The organism is Curtobacterium sp. MWU13-2055, assembly GCF_023242305.1.
Taxonomy (GTDB): domain Bacteria; phylum Actinomycetota; class Actinomycetes; order Actinomycetales; family Microbacteriaceae; genus Curtobacterium.
Window position 1 is genome coordinate 142,244 of the sequence record NZ_JALLIO010000004.1, and the last position, 20,153, is coordinate 162,396.

At 70.8% G+C, this 20,153-nt stretch carries 20 protein-coding genes; 9 read left to right on the plus strand and 11 right to left on the minus strand.

Annotated features, from left to right (window positions below; all coding sequences use genetic code 11):
• Position 1: 1 nt before the first annotated feature.
• The 3 genes from M4960_RS10830 to glpX form a co-directional block, all read right to left on the minus strand.
• A complete protein-coding gene (locus M4960_RS10830) occupies positions 2-1,648 on the minus strand; it encodes a putative T7SS-secreted protein (RefSeq protein ID WP_248704227.1) in 1,647 nt (548 codons plus the stop codon).
• 68 nt (positions 1,649-1,716) lie between these two features.
• Positions 1,717-2,613, minus strand: a complete 897-nt coding sequence (locus M4960_RS10835; protein ID WP_111038843.1) for a hypothetical protein — start codon at positions 2,611-2,613, stop codon at positions 1,717-1,719.
• An 83-nt stretch (positions 2,614-2,696) separates the two neighbouring features.
• The gene (gene glpX, locus M4960_RS10840; protein WP_111084799.1) at positions 2,697-3,686 is read right to left on the minus strand and encodes a class II fructose-bisphosphatase; all 990 of its coding nucleotides are present in this window, start codon (positions 3,684-3,686) and stop codon (positions 2,697-2,699) included.
• A 219-nt stretch (positions 3,687-3,905) separates the two neighbouring features.
• Here glpX and fbaA point away from each other — a divergent pair, with 219 nt between their 5' ends.
• Positions 3,906-4,934, plus strand: coding sequence for a class II fructose-bisphosphate aldolase (gene fbaA, locus M4960_RS10845; protein ID WP_123294161.1), 1,029 nt, complete (start codon positions 3,906-3,908; stop codon positions 4,932-4,934).
• A gap of 93 nt (positions 4,935-5,027) precedes the next feature.
• Complete coding sequence (locus tag M4960_RS10850; protein ID WP_131845298.1) at positions 5,028-6,287, plus strand: M18 family aminopeptidase; 1,260 nt, start codon at positions 5,028-5,030, stop codon at positions 6,285-6,287.
• Positions 6,288-6,497: 210 nt separating this feature from the next.
• Here the strand turns inward: M4960_RS10850 and M4960_RS10855 are convergent, their stop codons facing one another.
• Positions 6,498-7,262 (minus strand): DUF6264 family protein, encoded by a 765-nt coding sequence (locus tag M4960_RS10855; protein ID WP_173170768.1) that lies wholly within the window; start codon positions 7,260-7,262, stop codon positions 6,498-6,500.
• Complete coding sequence (locus tag M4960_RS10860) at positions 7,259-8,323, minus strand: 4-hydroxy-3-methylbut-2-enyl diphosphate reductase (protein WP_333926701.1); 1,065 nt, start codon at positions 8,321-8,323, stop codon at positions 7,259-7,261. The genes M4960_RS10855 and M4960_RS10860 overlap by 4 nt, the downstream gene beginning before the upstream one ends.
• Before the next feature lie 125 nt (positions 8,324-8,448).
• Between M4960_RS10860 and xseA the strand changes: the two genes are divergently transcribed.
• Entirely contained in the window at positions 8,449-9,696 is a 1,248-nt protein-coding gene (gene xseA / locus M4960_RS10865; RefSeq protein WP_131845296.1) for an exodeoxyribonuclease VII large subunit, read from the plus strand.
• A 25-nt stretch (positions 9,697-9,721) separates the two neighbouring features.
• On the opposite strand, the gene M4960_RS10870 is transcribed toward xseA, so the two are convergent.
• On the minus strand, positions 9,722-10,477 hold the full coding sequence (locus tag M4960_RS10870) for an alpha/beta hydrolase (RefSeq protein WP_131845295.1): 756 nt from the start codon (positions 10,475-10,477) through the stop codon (positions 9,722-9,724).
• An 81-nt stretch (positions 10,478-10,558) separates the two neighbouring features.
• On the opposite strand from M4960_RS10870, the gene M4960_RS10875 reads away from it, so the two are divergent.
• From M4960_RS10875 to M4960_RS10890, 4 genes are all read left to right on the plus strand, one after another.
• Complete coding sequence (locus M4960_RS10875; protein ID WP_111084805.1) at positions 10,559-10,804, plus strand: exodeoxyribonuclease VII small subunit; 246 nt, start codon at positions 10,559-10,561, stop codon at positions 10,802-10,804.
• The gene (locus M4960_RS10880; protein WP_123673045.1) at positions 10,801-11,436 is read left to right on the plus strand and encodes a DUF4245 domain-containing protein; all 636 of its coding nucleotides are present in this window, start codon (positions 10,801-10,803) and stop codon (positions 11,434-11,436) included. Before M4960_RS10875 ends, M4960_RS10880 begins: the two co-directional genes overlap by 4 nt.
• Positions 11,437-11,512: 76 nt before the next feature.
• Entirely contained in the window at positions 11,513-12,127 is a 615-nt protein-coding gene (locus M4960_RS10885; RefSeq protein ID WP_111084807.1) for a carbonic anhydrase, read from the plus strand.
• Positions 12,128-12,288: 161 nt separating this feature from the next.
• A complete protein-coding gene (locus tag M4960_RS10890; RefSeq protein ID WP_173170764.1) occupies positions 12,289-13,692 on the plus strand; it encodes an aspartate ammonia-lyase in 1,404 nt (467 codons plus the stop codon).
• 107 nt (positions 13,693-13,799) lie between these two features.
• Here the strand turns inward: M4960_RS10890 and M4960_RS10895 are convergent, their stop codons facing one another.
• The 3 genes from M4960_RS10895 to M4960_RS10905 form a co-directional block, all read right to left on the minus strand.
• Positions 13,800-15,161: a PhoH family protein gene (locus M4960_RS10895; RefSeq protein WP_185021053.1), complete on the minus strand. Its 1,362-nt coding sequence runs from the start codon at positions 15,159-15,161 to the stop codon at positions 13,800-13,802.
• Positions 15,162-15,496: 335 nt separating this feature from the next.
• Positions 15,497-16,606, minus strand: coding sequence for an aminotransferase class V-fold PLP-dependent enzyme (locus tag M4960_RS10900; protein WP_248704228.1), 1,110 nt, complete (start codon positions 16,604-16,606; stop codon positions 15,497-15,499).
• 115 nt (positions 16,607-16,721) lie between these two features.
• Positions 16,722-17,507, minus strand: a complete 786-nt coding sequence (locus tag M4960_RS10905) for an isoprenyl transferase (RefSeq protein WP_173170760.1) — start codon at positions 17,505-17,507, stop codon at positions 16,722-16,724.
• Between the two features lie 95 nt (positions 17,508-17,602).
• On the opposite strand from M4960_RS10905, the gene M4960_RS10910 reads away from it, so the two are divergent.
• Positions 17,603-18,310: a hemolysin III family protein gene (locus M4960_RS10910; protein WP_123294746.1), complete on the plus strand. Its 708-nt coding sequence runs from the start codon at positions 17,603-17,605 to the stop codon at positions 18,308-18,310.
• Positions 18,311-18,434: 124 nt separating this feature from the next.
• Here the strand turns inward: M4960_RS10910 and M4960_RS10915 are convergent, their stop codons facing one another.
• Together M4960_RS10915 and mca are read right to left on the minus strand one after the other, a co-directional pair.
• Positions 18,435-18,740: a hypothetical protein gene (locus M4960_RS10915; protein WP_123294745.1), complete on the minus strand. Its 306-nt coding sequence runs from the start codon at positions 18,738-18,740 to the stop codon at positions 18,435-18,437.
• Positions 18,737-19,627, minus strand: coding sequence for a mycothiol conjugate amidase Mca (mca, locus tag M4960_RS10920; RefSeq protein ID WP_123294744.1), 891 nt, complete (start codon positions 19,625-19,627; stop codon positions 18,737-18,739). The genes M4960_RS10915 and mca overlap by 4 nt, the downstream gene beginning before the upstream one ends.
• A gap of 23 nt (positions 19,628-19,650) precedes the next feature.
• Between mca and M4960_RS10925 the strand changes: the two genes are divergently transcribed.
• On the plus strand, positions 19,651-20,151 hold the full coding sequence (locus tag M4960_RS10925; protein ID WP_165918729.1) for a DUF4307 domain-containing protein: 501 nt from the start codon (positions 19,651-19,653) through the stop codon (positions 20,149-20,151).
• Positions 20,152-20,153 lie beyond the last annotated feature (2 nt).

The window sequence follows — 20,153 nt, forward strand, 5'->3', positions numbered from 1 at the left end:
TTCAGCGTAGACGTGCCGCTGCGTCGAGTAGCTGAGGAAGGCACGTACCGTCCGGACTGATCTTGACAACCACGCGCTCAAGCGTACCGTCGATCAACGAGTTCACAACAGCAGAAGAGTGTTCGGACTGTGTGCCGACTCGGAGTCGCGAACCGGGCTGTCCAGGAAGTATCCCGTTAAGCCACGTGTCCGACATTTGTCGGCCATGATTCTTCGTGCTTCCGAGTAGGTCCACTCCACTCTTGCCCGCGTTGGACGAGAATTTAGACTCAACAACGAAATACTGCCCAGTTTCTGGGTGATGAAATACATGGTCAATACCGTTTTTGAACACGCTCTTCGGCCTCGTGACATCTACAAAACCATGAGACTCGAAGAAGGCTTTGGTCTGCGCTTCTCCGAACTCAGCTTTTGTCTTGTTCGAGCTCAAGCGAGAGATCGATCTTCCGGTGGGGTTAGCCGCATCTGTCAGCTTCCGGAGTGGGTTGAGAGCCGAGCTACTCGCGTCGCTGAGACCGGAGAGTGGCCGCTGGACCCTCGTGAGGAGCGCACGCGCCGATCGGCTCGCCATACTGAACGGGCCGGTCGAACGCCCGACGACCGCCACGCCTTTCATGCTGATCGACCCGACTCGTGCGATCTGCGTGGCGATTCGGGTGCTCTTCAAGAGCGTGCCGACCGCGCCGCCTGCGGGGACGCAGTCGAGCAGGGAGAACGCGAGGTCCCACCCGTCGGCTTCACCCTTGCTCATCTTGTACAACGTGTCCGCCAACACCACGAGCGCGATCGCCGCGATGATCAACGTCCACGGCCCCGGGATGATCATCGCGATGATCCCACCCACCGCCACGACGACCTTCGCCACCGACACGATGGTCTCCCACGCCTCGGACCCGAAGATCTTGTCCCACGTGGACTGCTTCCCGAGGCCCGCGTCCGCAGCTTCACCGATCTTCGTCGCGGTCCGCTGCTCCGCGTCCTGCCAGTCACCCTTCGCATCCGCCACGAGCCGCTTCGCCGCATCGATCCGCGACTGCGCCGCCGAGATGTCCCCCTGCGCCGACGACACGGACCCCTGCGCGACGGACGCGTTGTCGGACGCTGCCCGCAACTGCGCCGGCGAGGGAACATCCACCCCGTCCGGCACGTCGGAACCCGCCGGGTACTCGTCCGCGACCTTCGACAGGTCCTTCGACGTCGACTCGTAGTGCGACAGCGTCGACTGCGCATCCGCCAACCGGTCCTGCGCCGCGGCGAGGTCCCCGGTGGCGTCCTTCGCGTCCGCCAACGCACCATCAGCCCGGTACTGGGTGTCATCGACCGTGTCAGCCCACCCCGACAACGCCGTCGCGGCGAGTTCGTACGAATCGACGAGCTTCGTCAGGTCCGACGGGGTGTCCTCGATCGCGTCGACGAACACATCCGCGGCCTCACCCTCCCAGTCGGTCAGCCACCCGGACCCCTTCACCGACTGCAACCGGGTCGAGGCGTCAGCGGCCGCGTCGGAGATACGCTGGTACTCCCGCGCCATCATCCGCAACGTCGACGGATCACCCTTGACCGGATCATCACCCTGATCGACAACGTCCCACCCCGACGGCCGCCCCATCATTCCTCCCCAGGTCCGATCTCTCGCGCCGTTGTCCACAAGCGCGCGAGTGTGACCATATCAGGGGGCAGCGACGGGGACGAGTGCCACCGACCGATGTCGACCCGTCAGAGGGCCGCGCGGACCGACTCGAGATCCGGGAAACCACGGAGCCGATAGCGCGTCGGGCGGACCTCGAGTTCCTCGATCAACCCGGACGCCAGCTCCCGCAGCCGACCGAACGGCACGGGCTGCGTCTGCCCGTCGAGAGTCACGAGCACGATCGTGTCGACCGCGGCGACGACGGTCTCGACGTCCTCGGTCCACGACGAGTACGAGAAGGCCGGGTCGTCCTCGGCGAGCCGGGCGACCGAGACCGCACCGACGTGGACGTCCTCGCCCCGCCGGTCGAACGACTCCTGCAGGGCGTCCTGCTGCAGGTTCGCGGCGGTCGCCGTCCAGAGCGCGCGGATCGTCCGGAGCTCGCCGTCGAGTGACGGGTGCTCGAACCGGACCCACCCGTCACCGCGCAGCACCATGGGCGGTCCACTCAGGACCTCGCCCTCGTCGTCGGCCAGGATCTGCTGGGCGACACCGGCCGCGACCTGGAGCCCGTCCTCGTCCTGGTCGCCGGTGACGATGAACGTCGTCGGCGCAACCGGGAAGACCACTGCGCTGCCGCGGAACTCGATCCCCTGGAACGCCTGCGGTGCGAGCACGAGCACCACGGCGAGGTCGGGGTCCTGGATGACGATCGTGCCGGGCTGGATCACCGCCACGTCGCCTCCGGCCTGCTCCTGCGCGGCGGCGACGGCTGCACGCAGGACGTCGTCGTCCGCCCAGCCCATCTCGGCGAGCGCCGGCGCGGTGAGGATCGCGCCGTCCTCGTCCGCCAGGATCACGCCGAGGTCGGGCGCCACCGGCACGACGTGCGGCAGCCGGTCGGCCGTGCCGTCCGCCTCCGCGTGCAGCGTGCGGATGCCCGCGGTGTCCAGTCCGACGATCCGTGCCGTTGTCGCAGTCATGCGTCGAGCCTACGCAAGGGCTCGTACAACGGGGCGCCGCCGGAAGACCGGCGACGCCCCGAAGCGGCGGACGATCGTCCGGCCTAGAACCACTTCTCCGCACGGTGGTCCGCCTGGATGCGGCGGATCGTGTTCGAGCGCGAGCGGAGCACGAGCGAGTCGGTGTGGATGACGCCGCGCGAACGACGGACACCGTCGACCAGGACGCCGTCGGTGACGCCGGTGGCGACGAAGAACGTGTTGTCCCCCGTGACCAGGTCGTCCTGGTCGAGGACCTTGTCCAGGTCGTGGCCGGCGGCGATGGCGCGCTCGCGCTCCTCGTCGTCCTTCGGCTGGAGCTTGCCGAGGATCACGCCGCCGAGCGCCTTGATCGCGCACGCCGTGATGATGCCCTCGGGGGTGCCACCGACGCCGACGCACATGTCGATCGTCGAGCCGGGCAGCGCGGCGGCGATGCCACCGGCGACGTCACCGTCGAGCAGCAGTCGCGTGCCTGCACCGGTCGCACGGATCGCGCGGATCAGCTCGTCGTGACGGGGACGGTCGAGCACGGCCACGACCATGTCCTCGAGGTCCTTGCCCTTGGCCTTCGCCAGCGCGCGGATGTTCTCGCCGATCGGCTTCTCGAGGTCCAGGACCCCGCGGCCCTCGGGGCCGGCGGCGATCTTGTCCATGTAGAACACGGCGGAGGGGTCGTACATCGAACCGCGGTCCGAGACGGCCATGACGGAGATGGCGTTCTGACGGCCGGCGGCGGTGAGCGAGGTGCCGTCGATCGGGTCGACCGCGATGTCGCAGGCCGGGCCGTGGCCGTTGCCGACGTGCTCGCCGTTGTAGAGCATCGGGGCGTTGTCCTTCTCGCCCTCACCGATGACGACGACGCCGTCGAAGTTCACCGTGCCGAGGAACTTGCGCATCGCGTCGACGGCCGCACCGTCGGCGAGGTTCTTCTCACCACGCCCGACCCACGGCTGCGCACGGATCGCGGCGGCCTCCGTCGCACGCACGAGCTCGAGGGCCAGGTTGCGGTCGGGCTGGAGGAACAGGGAGCCGGTTTCCGTAGAGGGAGTCACGACCCGAGCCTACCGACCGGCGGCCGACCGGCGGTCCGGACACCGGGCCCGTGCACGCATGTGCACGACGGACGTGGGTCGACCGCGTAACCCGCACCGTCCCTCTCCCAACCGGCACGGCCGGTCCGCCGCTGACGCGTCGCACCGGAACCGGCGGTCGGGGCCCAGCCCTTCTGACTACGATCGGCGGGGACATCACCGAAGTCGAAGGAGATCCACGTGCCCATCGCAACGCCGGAACAGTACGCCGAGATGATCGAACGCGCGAAGGCGGGCAAGTTCGCGTACCCCGCGGTCAACGTGTCCTCGTCGCAGACCATCAACGCGGTCCTCCAGGGCCTGCAGGAGTCCGGCTCGGACGGCATCCTCCAGGTCACGACGGGCGGTGCCGACTACTTCGCCGGCCAGACGATCAAGAACCGTGCCGCCGGTGCCCTCGCGATGGCGAAATTCGCCCACGAGGTCGCGAAGAACTACGACATCACCGTCGCCCTGCACACCGACCACTGCCCGAAGGACGCCCTCGACGGCTTCGTCCTGCCGCTCATCGCGGCGAGCGAGGAAGAGGTCCGTGCCGGCCGCAACCCGATCTTCCAGTCGCACATGTGGGACGGCTCGGCCGTGCCGCTCGACGAGAACATCGAGATCGCGAAGACCATGCTCGAGAAGACGCGGAACATCAACGCGATCCTCGAGGTCGAGATCGGTGTCGTCGGCGGCGAAGAGGACGGCGTCGAGCACGAGGGCACGAACGACGCCCTCTACACGACCCCGAACGACGTCGAGAAGGTCGTCGATGCACTCGGTCTGGGCGACAAGGGCCGCTGGATCGCCGCGCTGACCTTCGGCAACGTGCACGGCGTCTACAAGCCGGGCAACGTCAAGCTCCGCCCCGAGCTCCTCGGCGAGATCCAGGCCTCGGTCGCGGCCAAGCACGGCACCGGCGAGAACCCCCTCGACCTCGTCTTCCACGGCGGCTCCGGCTCGACCGACGACGAGATCCACGAGGCCGTCCGCAACGGCGTCATCAAGATGAACATCGACACGGACACGCAGTACGCGTTCACCCGATCGATCGCGGACTCGATGTTCCGGAACTACGAGGGTGTCCTGAAGATCGACGGCGAGGTCGGCAACAAGAAGCAGTACGACCCCCGCGCCTGGGGCAAGGTCGCCGAGTCCGCCATGGCGGCTCGCGTGGGCGAGGCCGCGAAGGTGCTCGGCTCCGCCGGTCACACCAAGGGCTGACACCGGGAGCAACTGCCAGGAGGAACGGGGCGCGTCCGACGGACGTGCCCCGTTCTGCGTCCGGCCGCCTCCACCGCATGCCACGATGGGCAGGTGACCGTCGACGCCATCGCCTCCGAGTTCGCCCAGTTCGTCACCGAGTCGCCCACCGCGTTCCACGCGGCAGCGGCCGCCCGTGACCGCCTCGTCGCAGCCGGGTTCACCGAGCTGTCCGAGCTCGACGCGTGGCCGACCGAACCCGGCGCGTACGTCGTGGTCCGCGACGGTGCGGTCATCGCGTGGCGCCTGCCGGAGGGTGCACCGGCGACGACCCCGTTCCGGATCCTCGGCGCACACACCGACTCCCCCGGGTTCCGGATCAAGCCGAACCCCGGAGTCCGCACCGGCGGGTGGGAGCAGCTGAACGTCGAGGTGTACGGCGGCGCGCTCCTGTCGACGTGGTTCGACCGCGACCTGCGCATCGCCGGCCGGGTCGTCGACGCCGACGGCAGCGTGCGGCTCGTCAGCACCGACGCCGTCGCCCGCATCCCGAACCTCGCGATCCACCTCGACCGCGGGGTGAACGACGGCAAGGAGATCGACCGCCAACGCCACACGCTGCCGATCGTCGGCGTGGACGGCGACGCCGGAGGGACCTCGGTCGTGGAGTGGCTGCGCGCTCGCCTCGGAGACGATGCAGTGTCGTGGGACCTCTTCCTCGCCGACACCCAGGCCCCCGCCCGCATCGGCATCGAGCGCGAGTTCCTGGCGTCGGGCCGGATGGACAACCTGACGAGCGTGCACGCCGGGCTCCGCGGCATCGTGGACGCCCCGGTCGACGGCGACCACATCCCCGTGTTCGCGGCGTTCGACCACGAGGAGATCGGTTCCTCGACCCCGTCCGGTGCCGGTGGCCCGTTCCTCGAGGACGTCCTCGGCCGCGTGCAGGAGGGTCTCGGTGCCAGCCGCTCCGAGGCCGCCCGGGCGTTCCGCGCCTCGTGGCTGCTGTCGAGCGACGCCGGGCACCTGGTGCACCCGAACCAGCCGGAGAAGCACGACCCGACGAACCGTCCGCGCCCCGGCGCCGGTCCGCTGCTGAAGATCAGCGCGAACCAGCGCTACATGACCGAGGCCAAGGGCGAGGCCGTCTGGGCCGCCGCGTGCGACACCGCCGGGGTGCCGTGGCAGCCGTTCGTCAACGTCAACACGATCCCCGGTGGCTCGACCATCGGCCCGATCGCGGCGACCCGGCTCGGGATCCCGACGATCGACATCGGCGTCGGGCTGCTGTCGATGCACTCGATCCGCGAGCTCGTGCACGTCGAGGACCTGGCGTCACTGCACGGCGCCGTCGCGGCGTTCCTGGCAGGCTGAGCCCCGCCCGGCTGAGCCCCGCCCGGCGTCCGCGGGCCGGGGTGGTCGCGACTCCCCGCGCGCGCAGGACCGAGTGGTCACGAACTGTCGGGGGCCCCGGCGCCGGACGACACTTCGTGACCGCTCGACGGCGGGCATGCGGCGTGTTGCGACCACTCGACGCGCGGATGCCAGCGCCGCGAGCAGCCTGGCGGTCAGGCGGTCCGAGGGTCAGGCGCCGGCCTGGCGCATCATGAACTCGACGAACTGCGGGTCCTGGAACACCACGACGACGAACGCGATGGTGCTCACGAACGTGGCCACGACCGCACCGACGATCGGCACCCAGAACGTGCGCTTGCGTGCCCGGAGCCGGCGGATCGACCACCACGCCACGAGCGCGAAGACCACGACGTTCGTGATCGCCCCGATGATCGCGGCACCGCTCAGTGCACTCGGGTCGTTCAGCGCCGTGTACTGCGTCTCGAGGGTCCGACGCACCGTCGACGCGACGTTGGTCACCGCGAGGGACTGCACCACGGAGATGAGTCCGAAGGCGAGCAGCCCGACCGTCAGGACGAAGTCGGCGGGCGTGCGTCCGAACCGGCTCGTCGACGCGGACCGCTGCGACCCGCCCGTGGTCGGGTCGCCGGATGCGCCGGGTCGGCCTGGAGGCACGGTGCCGGTCGGCGCACCGGCACCGGACCGGTACGCGGTCGCGCCGTCCTGCCCGGCCTGGCTCGCCGCCTGCTGGCGGCGGTCGCGCTCCTGCTGCTCGCGCTCCTGACGTTCCTGTTCGACCAGGACCGGGTTGACCCATCCCTCGGGCGCGTACTCGCCGTACGCGGGAGCGGGTCGGCCGTGGACCCGGCCGCTGACGGCACCGGCGGCCGTCGTCGGGGACGTGCCCTGGGCCTCCTGGCCGGCTGCCGCCGTGTCGTCGACGTGACCCGGCTCGCGCTGCGGCACCGAGCCCCAGCCGTCCGCGCCGCTCATGCCCGACGCCCGCCGAGCGCGCGCGTCGGGTTGCCCGACGCGTCGGTGCGGAGCTCCTTGGGGAGCGAGAACATCAGGTCTTCGTGTGCGGTCACGACTTCTTCCACGGCGCCGTACCCGGCGTCGGCGAGTTGTTCGAGGACCTCGGCGACGAGCTCTTCGGGGACGGACGCACCGCTCGTGACGCCGACGGTGGCGACGCCGTCGAGCCACTCCTGGCGGATCTCCTCCGCGTAGTCGACGCGGTGCGCGGCCTTCGCCCCGTGCTCCAGGGCGACCTCCACCAGACGCACGCTGTTCGACGAGTTCGCGGAGCCGACGACGATCACCAGGTCGGTGCCCGGGGCGACCTTCTTGATCGCGACCTGGCGGTTCTGGGTGGCGTAGCAGATGTCGTCGGACGGCGGATCCTGGATGGTCGGGTACTTCTCGCGCAGCAGGCGGACGGTCTCCATCGTCTCGTCGACGCTCAGCGTGGTCTGCGACAACCAGACGAGGTTGTCGGGGTCGGGGACGTCGAGCGCGGCGACGTCGTCCGGGCCGTTGACCAGGATCGTGCGCTCGGGGGCGTGGCCCATCGTGCCCTCGACCTCTTCGTGGCCGGTGTGTCCGATCAGGATGATGGTCCGCTCGGCCTTGGCGAACCGGGTGGCCTCGCGGTGGACCTTGGTGACCAGGGGGCAGGTGGCGTCGATGGCGTGCAGGTCGCGGTCGGCGGCACCGGCCACGACGGCGGGTGAGACGCCGTGGGCGCTGAAGACGACGTGCGAACCGCGCGGGACCTCGGCGACGTCGTCGACGAACACCGCACCCCGCTGCTCGAGGGTCGACACGACGTGGACGTTGTGGACGATCTGCTTGCGGACGTAGACGGGCTCGCCGTACTGCTCGAGCGCCTTCTCGACCGCCACCACCGCTCGGTCCACCCCGGCGCAGTAGCCGCGGGGTGCCGCGAGCAGCACCTTCTTCGGACCGGCGACCGGCTCGTCACGCAGTCGCCCACGCGCCGCGTGCACACGCGGTGGGGCGAGCGGGACCGTGTGGCCGTTGGTGATCGTCACGTCTCCGATGATAGGTGAGCGGGACGCAGGCGACCTGGGCGCGGGGGCCGGCTGTGGAGAACCCGCCGCTCGCCCGCTGTCACCGGTGTCGGGCACGATGGACGTCCAGCACGAGAAGGAGCGACATGGCGATCGAACAGGGCCCGCCGACGGCCGACAACCCGTGGCCGGTCGCGCTCCTCGGCGCGAAGCTCCGCGACTGGATCGACCGGCTCGGCACCGCGTGGATCGAGGGCGAGATCACGCAGTGGAACGTCGCCGGCGGCAACGTCTACGGCAAGCTCAAGGACGTCGAGGTCGATGCGACGGTGTCGTTCTCGATCTGGTCGAGCGTGCGGTCCCGGGTGCCGGCGGACATCAAGCAGGGCGACCGGGTCGTCGCAGCGGTCAAGCCGAACTACTGGGTCAAGGGCGGCTCGCTGACCATGCAGGTCGTCGAGATGAAGCACGTCGGTCTCGGTGACCTGCTCGAACGGCTCGAACGCCTGCGCCGGACCCTGGGCGAAGAGGGGCTGTTCGATCCCGCACGCAAGAAGCGCCTGCCGTTCCTGCCGCACCGCATCGGCCTGATCACCGGCAAGGACTCCGACGCAGAGAAGGACGTCAAGCGCAACGCGCAGCTCCGGTGGCCGCAGGTCGAGTTCCGCACCGTCCACACCGCGGTGCAGGGCGAGCGGACCGTGGGCGAGGTCACGGCGGCGATCCTCGAGCTCGATGCCGACCCGACGGTGGACGTCATCATCATCGCCCGTGGTGGCGGCGACTTCCAGAACCTGCTCGGCTTCAGCGACGAAGGACTCGTCCGCGCAGCAGCAGCGGCGAGCACACCGATCGTGTCGGCCATCGGGCACGAGGCCGACCGTCCCATCCTCGACGAGGTCGCGGACCTCCGTGCCTCCACCCCCACCGACGCCGCCAAGCGCGTCGTGCCCGACGTCGCGGAGGAGCTCGCGAACGTCCGGCAGGCCCGCGCCCGCATCGGCCTGCGGTTGTCGCAGACCCTCGCGGTCGAGGCCGACCGGATCGCAGCGCTCCGGTCACGCCCGGCGCTCGCGTCGACGGCGTGGCTCGTCGACACCCGTGCGGAGGAAGTGGCCCGCGACCTCTCCCGGTCGCGGGAGCTGCTCGACCGTCGGCTCGAGCGGGGCCACTCCGAGGTCGGGCACCTGACCGCCAGGCTCCGTGCGCTGTCGCCGCGCGACACCCTGCGCCGCGGCTACGCGATCGTGCAGCGGGCCGACGGCGGCGTGGTGCGGTCGTCCGACGACCTGACCGGGCAGACGCCGGTGCACGTCACGCTCGGCGCGGGGACGGCGACCGGAACGCTCGAGCCGGACGGGCCGGGTCCGGACGGGTCGGGTCCGGCTGCCTGACGCGTCGGGGTCGCCGACGGCCTGGTCACCAGCCGCGGTCGCGCAGCCAGGTCGTCGCCAGCGTGCTCCACGCCTCGGCCGGCCCGAGGCCGTCGGCGAGCCCGATGCCGTGCACCCCGCGCTCGAACACGTGCAGGTCGAACGGCACCCCGTGCCGCGCCAGCGCGTGTGCGTAGGACAGCGAGTGCGTCACCGGCACGTGCTCGTCCTCGGCCGTGTGCCACAGGAAGGTCGGCGGGGTCCGGTCGTCGACGAGCAGGTCGGCGTCCACCGCGGACCGCTCGCGGACGCTCGCGCCCGGTCCGAGCAGGTTGTCGGCGCTGCCGACGTGCGGGTGGTCCGTCATCGACGTCACCGGGTAGCAGAGCACCGTCAGGTCGGGCCGGTCGTCGACGTCCGACACGGCGCGCTCGGCCGGCGTTGGTGCGTTCGACACGAGGGCCGCCAGGTGCCCGCCTGCCGACGAACCGATCACGACGATCCGCGGATCGGACGGGAGGCCCGCCCAGCGTCCGGCACGCAGGTCACGGACGAGCGCTCGGGTCGCCACCACGGCGTCCGGGTGGCGGTGCGGGGCGAGCGGGTACGCGAACACGACCGCGTCGATGCCGATCCCGTTCAGCCAGCGGGCGTACCCCTCACCCTCGTGCGGAGCGTGCATGCCGTACCCGCCGCCGGGCAGGACGACCGCGAGCGAGGGGCGGCCCGGCAGCCCGTCGCGCCCAGCGCTCGGTCCGTCCGGTGCCGGGTACCAGTCCACGCCCTCGGGGAGATCCGTCATGGCGCGACCCTACCGGCCGGTGTTCTCCCCAGGCGCAGCGGGCACGTCGGTCAGTCGGTGGACCCTCGGTAGGATCGAGTCGTGCCATCCCAGCAGGAACCCGAGCAGACCGACGTCCAGTCGCTGAGCTACGAAGCAGCCCGCGACGAACTCGTGCGCGTCGTGAGCGAGCTCGAACAGGGCTCCGCGACCCTCGAGCGCTCGCTGTCGCTCTGGGAGCGCGGCGAGGCCCTGGCCGCCCGCTGCGAAGAGTGGCTCGTCGGCGCTCGTGCCCGGCTCGACGCGGCCCGCGCGGCCAGCAGCGCCGAGGACGGCTCCGCCCGATGACCGACGCGAACGGTCGCCCGATCGTCGCCGAGCTCGGCCGACCCGAGACGGCAGAGGAGACCTGGGCACGCAAGGACGCTGCACGGACCGCTCGCCGCCAGCACCAGACGGCCTTCAACCTCGTGATCGCGCTCATCGCGTCGCTCGGCATCGTGCTGTTCCTCGTCGCCGTGGTCGTGCGGCCGAACACCACGGTCGACCGCACCGTCGACTACCAGCAGATCGCGGCCGATGCCCACGTCGGCGACATCACCCTCGCCGCCCCCGACCTGCCGAGCGGCTTCACGTCGAACCGGGCCGACTTCTCCGACAAGACCTCGGACGACGTCGACGTCTGGACCGTCGGGTTCGTGACGCCGGACAAGCAGTACCTCAGCCTGCAGCAGGGCGTCGACGCGAACGGCTCGTGGGTCTCGAACCAGCTCGACCAGCGACCGTCGACCGGCACCCGCGTCATCGACGGCACGAAGTGGACCGTGTACGACCGACGGGCCGAGGGCTCCGACGCCGGCAACCACGCGTACTCGCTCGTGTCCACGTTCGGCGCCAACACGATCGTGCTCTCCGGCACCGCCGACGACTCGTCGTACCGCACCGTGGCCACGGCCGTGACGAAGCAGTTCTCCCAGTAGCGACCGCCGGACGAATCCTGCCGGACACCCCGCAGCCCGACCACTCGACCTGATCCGACCCGATCCGAGGAGCCCCATGCCCGACCGCGCCGCCTCCACCCCGTCCGACGCCCTGCGCCTGCTCGTCGACGGCAACGCTCGCTTCGCCGCCGACAAGCGCCGCATGGGCCGCACGGACCCCGACCGCCGCACCGAGCTCCAGGGGTCGCAGGCGCCGTTCGCGACCGTCCTCGGCTGCTCCGACTCGCGTGTGCCGTTCGAGCACGTGTTCGACGCGGGCATCGGTGACCTCTTCGCCATCCGCAACGCCGGGCAGATCGTCGACGACGTCGTGCTCGGGTCGATCGAGTTCGCGGTCGTCGCGCTCGGCACCCCGCTCGTCGTCGTCCTGCGCCACACCCGGTGCGGTGCGGTCGCCGCGGCCCGCTCGGGTGAGCCGGTCCCCGCGCCGCACCTGCAGGCCCTGGTCGACGCCATCGCCCCGAGCGTCGAGAAGGTCCGTGCCACCGACGCCGAGCTCCCGCAGGAAGCGATCGGCGCCGCCCACCTCGAGGCCACGCTCCGCCAGGTGCTCGAGCGCTCCGGTGCCGTCTCCGACGCGATCGCCGAGGGCCGGCTGGCCGTCGTCGGCGCGACCTACGACCTCGGCACGGGCGAGGTCACGATCGACACGGTGGTCGGCAACGCCTGACGGCCTCTCGACGCCGCACCCGCACGTCCCACATCCGTCGCACCGGTACAGTCGAACGAGACGCCCGGCGCCGGTTCCGTGACCCACGGGGACCTCGTGCGCCGGCGCAGTCCCCCGACGCGACCGCGTCCGGCGAGCACCCCAGGAAGGACCACGACGACGTGACCGACACCACCGAGACCGAGTTCCGCATCGAGCACGACACCATGGGCGAGGTGCGGGTGCCGAAGTCGGCGTTGTACCGCGCCCAGACCCAGCGCGCGGTCGAGAACTTCCCCATCTCGGGCACCGGGCTCGAGTCGGCCCAGATCGTGGCGCTCGCCCGCATCAAGCGCGCCGCGGCCATCGTGAACGGCGAGCTCGGCATCGTCGAGCCCGCCGTCGCCGACGCCATCGCGGGCGCGGCGGACCTGATCATCGGTGGGCAGCACCACGACCAGTTCCCCGTCGACGTGTACCAGACCGGCAGCGGCACCTCGTCGAACATGAACATGAACGAGGTCCTGGCCACGCTGGCGTCGGACATCGGCGGCACCGCGGTGCACCCGAACGACCACGTCAACGCCTCGCAGTCCTCCAACGACGTGTTCCCGACCTCGGTGCACGTCGCCGTGACCGAAGCCCTGCTGCGCTCGCTCGTCCCGGCGCTCGAGCACCTCGCCCAGTCGCTCGAGGCCAAGGCGACGCTGTGGGCCGACGCCGTGAAGTCCGGCCGCACGCACCTGATGGACGCCACCCCGGTCACCCTCGGCCAGGAGTTCGGTGGCTACGCACGCCAGATCCGCCTGGGCATCGAGCGGGTCACCGCGACGCTCCCCCGCGTCGCCGAGGTCCCGCTCGGCGGCACCGCCGTCGGCACCGGCATCAACACCCCGAAGGGCTTCCCGCAGCGGGTGATCGCCCAGCTCGCGAGCGACACCGACCTGCCGATCACCGAGGCCGTCGACCACTTCGAGGCCCAGGGCGCGCGCGACGCCCTGGTCGAGGCCTCCGGGGCGCTCAAGGTGCTCGCGGTCAGCCTGACGAAGATCAACAACGACCTGCGCTGGATGGGGTCGGGCCCGAACACCGGGCTCGGCGAACTGCACATCCCCGACCTGCAGCCGGGCTCGTCGATCATGCCCGGCAAGGTCAACCCGGTCATCCCCGAGGCCACCCTGATGGTGGGCGCGCGGGTCATCGGCAACGACGCCACCATCGCCTGGGCGGGTGCGTCCGGTGCGTTCGAGCTCAACGTCGCGATCCCCGTGATGGGGACGGCGCTGCTCGAGTCGATCCGCCTGCTGGCGAACAGCTCGCGAGTGCTGGCCGACAAGACCATCGACGGGCTGCAGGCGAACCTCGAGCGGGCCCGCGCGTTCGCCGAGTCGTCGCCGTCGATCGTCACCCCGCTCAACCGGGTCATCGGCTACGAGGCCGCGGCGAAGGTCGCGAAGTACGCCGTCGCCGAGGGCATCACCGTCCGCCAGGCCGTCGTGGCACTCGGCCACGTCGAGCGTGGCGAGGTCACCGAGGAGCAGCTCGACGCGGCACTGGACGTCCTGTCCATGACCCACCCGAACTGAGCTCCTGCCGCGCGACCCCTCCGCGCTGACCCCTCCGCCAAAGCGACAGATCTCCGCGAACTGTTCGCGGAGATCTGTCGCTTTCGTGTGTGGGGAACAGCCGGGCGCTACACCAGGTCGGGCGAGTCCAGCAGGTCCGTCACGAGGGCGGCGATCGCGGAGCGCTCCGACCGGGTCAGCGTGACGTGGGCGAACAGCGGGTGGCCCTTGAGCCGCTCGATGACGCTCGCGATGCCGTCGTGCCGTCCGACCCGCAGGTTGTCGCGCTGCGCGACGTCGTGGGTGAGCACCACGCGGGAGTTCTGCCCGATGCGGGAGAGCATGGTGAGCAGCACGTTCCGTTCGAGCGACTGCGCCTCGTCGACGATCACGAACGCGTCGTGCAGGGACCGACCGCGGATGTGCGTGAGCGGCAGGACCTCGATCAAGCCGCGCTCGATCACCTCGTCGAGGACGTTGTCGGACACCACCGACCCGAGGGTGTCGTAGACCGCCTGCGCCCACGGGTTCATCTTCTCGCCGGCGTCACCGGGCAGGAACCCGAGGTCCTGGCCACCCACGGCGTACAGCGGCCGGAACACCATGATCTTCTTGTGCTGCTGCCGCTCGAGCACTGCTTCGAGCCCGGCGCACAGGGCCAACGCGGACTTGCCCGTGCCGGCGCTGCCGCCCAGGGACACGATGCCGATCTCGGAGTCGAGCAGGGCGTCGATCGCGAGCCGCTGCTCGGCGGAGCGGCCGCGCAGCCCGAAGACCTCGCGGTCGCCACGGACCAGGGCGACGGAACCGGCGGTGTGCACGCGGCCGAGGGCCGAACCGCGCTCGGAGTGGATGACGACACCGGTGTTGACCGGCACGCCGTCGAGCTGAACGGAGCGGATCTCCTCCTTCTCGTACAGGTCGGCCATCTGCTCGCCGGACACCTGCAGGTCGGCGATGCCGGTGTAGCCGGAGTCGACCGCGAGCTCGGCGCGGTACTCCTCGGCCGCCATGCCGATCGACGACGCCTTGACGCGCAGGGGCAGGTCCTTCGACACGACGACCACGTCGAGCCCGTCGTTCTGCAGGTTCGAGGCGACGGCGAGGATGCGGGAGTCGTTGTCGCCGAGCTGCAGCCCGGACGGCAGGACGGACTGGTTGGAGTGGTTCAGCTCGACGCGGAAGGAACCGCCGTCACCGAGCGCGATCGGGAAGTCGAGCCGTTCGTGTTCGATGCGCATCTCGTCCAGCAGCCGCAGGGCTTGCCGTGCGAAGTACCCGATCTCCGGGTCGTTGCGCTTCGACTCGAGTTCGCTGACGACAACCACGGGCAGGACCACCGCGTGCTCGGCGAAGCGGAACAAGGCCCGCGGATCGCTGAGGAGCACCGATGTGTCGAGCACGTACGTGCGCTGGGCGACCGACGTGGACGAGTCCGCGGTGGGCTGGTGCTGGGTTCCGCGAGAGACGTTCTGAGAGGTCACGACCACTCCATCCCCGGGCCGCGAGCAGCCCGGTCCATGTCCTCGAACGCGGCCGTGGAGCGGGTCCCGAAGCACCGACTGTGGCCGCTTCGATCGGGCGCGGTGCCCGATGGGGACAACGTACGTCCGCCCTCCAACACCCCGCCAGCGACACGCGGTTTCCGGCGTTACGGTCACGTGAACAACGTGACACCGGCAGTCGACGTGGCCGACCGCCGGACGGGAGGCCCGTGGCGGCGCCGCCCCGCGCCTCCCGTCCGCCCTTCCGCACGTCCAGATCCGCGAAAGCGACAGATCTCCGCGAACCGTTCCCGGAGATCTGTCGCTTTCGCGGAACCGCGCTACTGCAGCGTGGCGTACGAGACGCAGGCGTCCCGGAACATGTCGAGTGTCTCGTCCGTCGTCGAGGCGAACACCGACACCCGCGCGACGCCGAGCCGCGTCGTCGCGGTCACACCGTGGTTGTGCAGCGCCGCGGACAGCGCGGTCAGGCGCCCCTCGGCCGGCCGCAGCACGACGATGCCGGCGCGCTCGCGCGGGTCGCGGCTGGACTCGACCTCGAGCCCGAACTCGTCCGCGATCGCGAACACGCGCTCGACGCGCTCGGTGACGCGCTCCTGCACGGCGGCGACGCCGACGGCGGTCAGCCGGTCCAGCGACACCGCGAGGCGGGCCTGCGCGATGGGGTCGATGCGGGTCATCTGGTACCCGGCGGCACCCGGGCGCACGGCGGGGACGTCCACGGGCCAGCCGGTGGTGCCGTGCGGGCCGGACAGCGCCGGACGCAGGCGGTTCAGGGCGCGGTCGCTGAAGGCGGTGAAGCCCGTGCCCCAGCCGGCGTGCAGCCACTTCTGGCCGCCGGTCGCGACGACGTCCGCGATCTCGTACGGGGCGTCGACCACCCCGAAGCCCTGGATCGCGTCAAGGATCAGCAGGCGGTCGCCGATGACCTCGCGGATGCCGGCGAGGTCGGCCATGTAGCCGGTGCGCCAGTCGACCAGCGACACCGCCACGGCCGTCACGTCGTCGGTCAGGCGCTCCTGGATGAGCGAGGGGGTCATCCACCCGGCACCGGACTCGATGACGACGGGCTGGACCCGGCCGCCGGTCGCCGAGGCGGCGCTGGCGAGCGCGAGCGGCAGCGACGGGTACTCGTCGGCGGACACGAGCACGCCGCCGGTCAGACCGAAGGCGGTGTGCAGCAGACCGGGCGTCGTCGCGGTCTGCGAGACGACCTGGTCCACGCGGCGGCCGACCAGCCGCGCGGCGATCGTGCGGACGCGGGCGTCCTGCTCGTCGAGGGTCTCCATCGCGCCGAAGCGCATGTGCGCCTGGATCGTGCCGAGCACGCGCTGCTCCTCGAGCACGGCGGTCTGCACGGGGCCGAACGCGGCGTGGTCGAGGTAGCCGGGGTCTTCGGAGAAGCCGGCGGCGTACTCGTCGATGTTCACAGGTGGTGCACCTTTCACGGGGTGGAACCCTGTGAGCCTACTGGGACGGGGCTGCCGGGGCCGAACCGACGCGGGACGTGGCCAGCGCGTCAGCGGCCTGGGCAACGTCCGTCGGTCAGCCGCCGAAGCGTCGCGACCGCAGCCCGAAGTCGCGGACAGCGCGCAGGAAGTCGACCTCGCGCAGGTCGGGGTAGAGCGCCTCGACGAAGTAGAACTCGCTGTGCGCGCTCTGCCACAGCATGAAGTCGGACAGCCGCTGCTCGCCCGAGGTCCGGATCACCAGGTCGGGGTCGGGCTGTCCCTGCGTGTACAGGTGGTCGCCGATGAGCTCCGGCGTCAGGACCTCGGCCAGGGTGTCGATCGTGCCGCCACCCGCGCCGTGCGACTCCACGATGCTGCGCATGGCGTCGGCGATCTCGCGGCGCCCGCCGTACCCGACGGCCAGGTTGATGTGGAGTCCGGTCCGGCCGGCGGTGCGCTCCTCGGCCTGCGCGAGCGCGGACACGAGCGAGTCGGGCAGGCCCTCGTTCGACCCGACGTGCTGCACGCGCCAGTCCGTGGTGTCGGCGAGCACCCCGGCCAGGTCGCCGATGATGCCGACGAGCTCGCTGAGTTCCGCTCCGGCACGTCCGGTCAGGTTGTCGGCGGAGAGCAGGTAGAGCGTCACGACCTCGATGCCGAGCTCGTCGCACCAGGTCAGGAACTCCGGGATCTTCGCGGCGCCGGCGCGGTGGCCGTGCGCAGCGGACTCCAGCCCGAGCTGCTTCGCCCACCGACGGTTGCCGTCGACGATCATGGCGACGTGCTTCGGCTTCGCGCTGCCCTCGATCTGGCGGCGGATGCGGCTCTGGTAGGCGCGGTAGAGGATCCCTCGTCCTGCCCATCCCACCCTGCCGGTCACGCACCGAGCGTAGTGCACCGTCGGTCGGAGCGTCCCGAGTGCGGCTCCCCCAGAACTCGTGGCATCCGTTCGGGCACGGGGCTTACAGTCGGCACATGCAGGACGAGCACGAGACCGCCACCCTCCCCCACGTCCCGTTCACCGAAGAGGCCGCGACGACCACGGAGGACACCCGCCCCGCCTGGCGCGGCTGGATCCACCTCGGCGCGTTCCCGTTCGCCATCGCGATGGGCATCGTCCTCATCGCCCTTGCCGACAGCACGGCGGCGAAGGTCGGCAGCGCGGTGTTCATGGCGACGTCGCTGGCCATGTTCGGGGTCTCCGCGACGTACCACCGGTTCCCGTGGGGGCCGACCGTCAAGGCGGTGCTCAAGCGCATCGACCACACGAACATCCTGCTGCTCATCGCCGGCACCTACACGCCGATCGCGATCTGCGCCCTGCCGCACACCCTGATGGTGGTCGTGCTCTGGGTGATGTGGTCCGGCGCCGCCCTCGGCATCGCCTTCCGGGTGCTGTGGATCAACGCGCCCCGGTGGCTGTACGTGCCGATCTACCTGGTGCTCGGCTGCGCGGCGCTCGGGCTGCTGCCGCAGTTCTTCGCGGCGAGCGTCCCGATGACCGTGCTCATCCTGTCCGGCGGTGTCGCCTACATCATCGGCGCGCTGGTCTACGGCTTCAAGCGGCCGAACCCGGTGCCCACCCAGTTCGGCTTCCACGAGGTGTTCCACGCCCTGACGGTCGTGGCCTTCGGCGCGCAGTGGGTCGGCGTGCTCATCGTCGCCCTGGACCCGGTGCGCTGACGGTCGCACGTTCCTTCCCAGAACGCGCGCGATGCCTGGTCGTTCCGGGCGTACTCACCCGGAACTTTCGACCAAGTACGCCCGATCCGCCCAGGTACGCCCGGTTCCGTCAGGCGCTAGCGGGTCAACCGCGCTCGGTGTCGTCCCCGACGTCGGCTCGGCCGTCCTCGGCCGCACGCCGCTCCGACTCGTCCGTCGCCGGACCGTCGACCGCGGTGCCGTTCGCTTCCGCCTCGAGACGCTCGCGGATCTCCGACCGGTAGCGCGTCCGCCGGATGCGCCGGGTCATGTCTACGACCAGGACGATCGTCGCGATCGCCACGAGCGCGATGGCGATGAACCCGACGACACCGGGGGTGACGTTCACGTCCGGCACGACGCTGGGGCTGGGACTGGGGGTGGCGGCGAGTGCCGCCGCGATGGAGCTCACGGGGTCGGTTCCTTGTCGGCAGGGATCCCGGCGAACAGATCGGTCTCCGGGAGCTCGGTGGGCACGCGGGCCTCCACGAGCTGGTAGTCCTCGGTCGGCCACACCGTGGCCAGGAGGTCGTTCGGCCAGTAGAAGAACGCACTGTCCGGCGCCACCTGGCTGGCGTGGGCACGGAGCGCGGCGTCGCGCTGGTCGAAGTACTCGTGCACGTCGACGTGCGTGGTGGCGAGGTCGGGTCGGTCGGCGAACCGCTCCACCCACTCGCGCAGCTGCTCGATCGCGGGGCTGTCCGGGTCGCGGTCCTGCAGCGCCTCGAAGATCGTGCGGAAGCGGCGCGGGTTCATCGTGCGCTCGTAGTAGAGCTTCGCGATCGACCACGGTTCGCCGGCCGCGGGGTACGCAGCGGGATCGGCCGCGGCTGCCCAGGCGGCGACGGACACCTCGTGCGTGCGGATGTGGTCGGGGTGCGGGTAGCCGCCGTTCTCGTCGTAGGTGACGAGCACGTGCGGACGGAACCGGCGGATCACCCGGACGAGCGCCTCGGTGCTGTACTCGAGCGGCACGGTCGAGAACGTGCCCGGTCGGACGGTCTCGCCCTTCTCGGCGTCGGGCAACCCGGAGTCGTGGTAGCCGAGCCACAGGTGGTCGATGCCGAGGGCTGCCTGCGCGGCGGCCATCTCACCGCGGCGGTACCCGGCCATGTCGCGGTGCGCGCGGCTCGTCGCGGGCTCGCCGAGCTGGTCGTTGAGGATGTCGCCGGCCTCGCCCCCGGTGCAGGAGACGACCAGCACCTCGTGCCCCTCGGCCACGTACTTCGCCGCGGTCGCCGCCCCCTTGCTCGACTCGTCGTCGGGGTGGGCGTGGACGGCCAGCAAGCGGTACGGCACGGGACTTCCTCACGTGGGTGAGCGTGGGCGAGCGGAGGACGAGCGGGGACGGGAAGTGCACAGCGACGCGTGAACTACCCTGGGATCAGGATAATCACCCCGGGAGCCCCGAACTGTCCGAACAGCACCACACCGCCACCCTCGACGACCGCTACGGCCGCACCCCGGCCCGAGCGCGCCGCAGCAAGGCCGTCGCGATCACCGCCGCCATCGCCGTGGTCGTGGTCTTCGCCGCCTGGGTGATCTGGGCGGGTCTCGACCAGTCCGACCGCGGCCTGACCGACGACGTCGTGGGGTACGAGGTCCTCTCCCAGCACAGCACGGTCGTGCACTCGCAGGTCTCCGTCGACCCGGGCGTCCGGGCGAAGTGCGCCGTCCAGGTCCTCGACAAGAGCTACTCGATCGTCGGCTGGAAGGAGATCACCCTCGCCCCGTCCGAGCAGCGCACCCGCAGTGTCAGCACCGAGGTGACGACCACGACCCGTGGCGTCACCGGCTTGATCCACGACTGCTGGATTCCCTAGAC

Excerpts from the sequence above, each read along its gene's own strand:
- M4960_RS10835 (WP_111038843.1), bottom strand. The coding sequence starts at position 2,613 with ATGACTGCGACAACGGCACGGATCGTCGGACTGGACACCGCGGGCATC.
- M4960_RS10855 (WP_173170768.1), bottom strand. The coding sequence starts at position 7,262 with ATGAGCGGCGCGGACGGCTGGGGCTCGGTGCCGCAGCGCGAGCCGGGT.
- xseA (WP_131845296.1), top strand. The coding sequence starts at position 8,449 with ATGGCGATCGAACAGGGCCCGCCGACGGCCGACAACCCGTGGCCGGTC.
- M4960_RS10870 (WP_131845295.1), bottom strand. The coding sequence starts at position 10,477 with ATGACGGATCTCCCCGAGGGCGTGGACTGGTACCCGGCACCGGACGGA.
- M4960_RS10880 (WP_123673045.1), top strand. The coding sequence starts at position 10,801 with ATGACCGACGCGAACGGTCGCCCGATCGTCGCCGAGCTCGGCCGACCC.
- M4960_RS10885 (WP_111084807.1), top strand. The coding sequence starts at position 11,513 with ATGCCCGACCGCGCCGCCTCCACCCCGTCCGACGCCCTGCGCCTGCTC.
- M4960_RS10910 (WP_123294746.1), top strand. The coding sequence starts at position 17,603 with ATGCAGGACGAGCACGAGACCGCCACCCTCCCCCACGTCCCGTTCACC.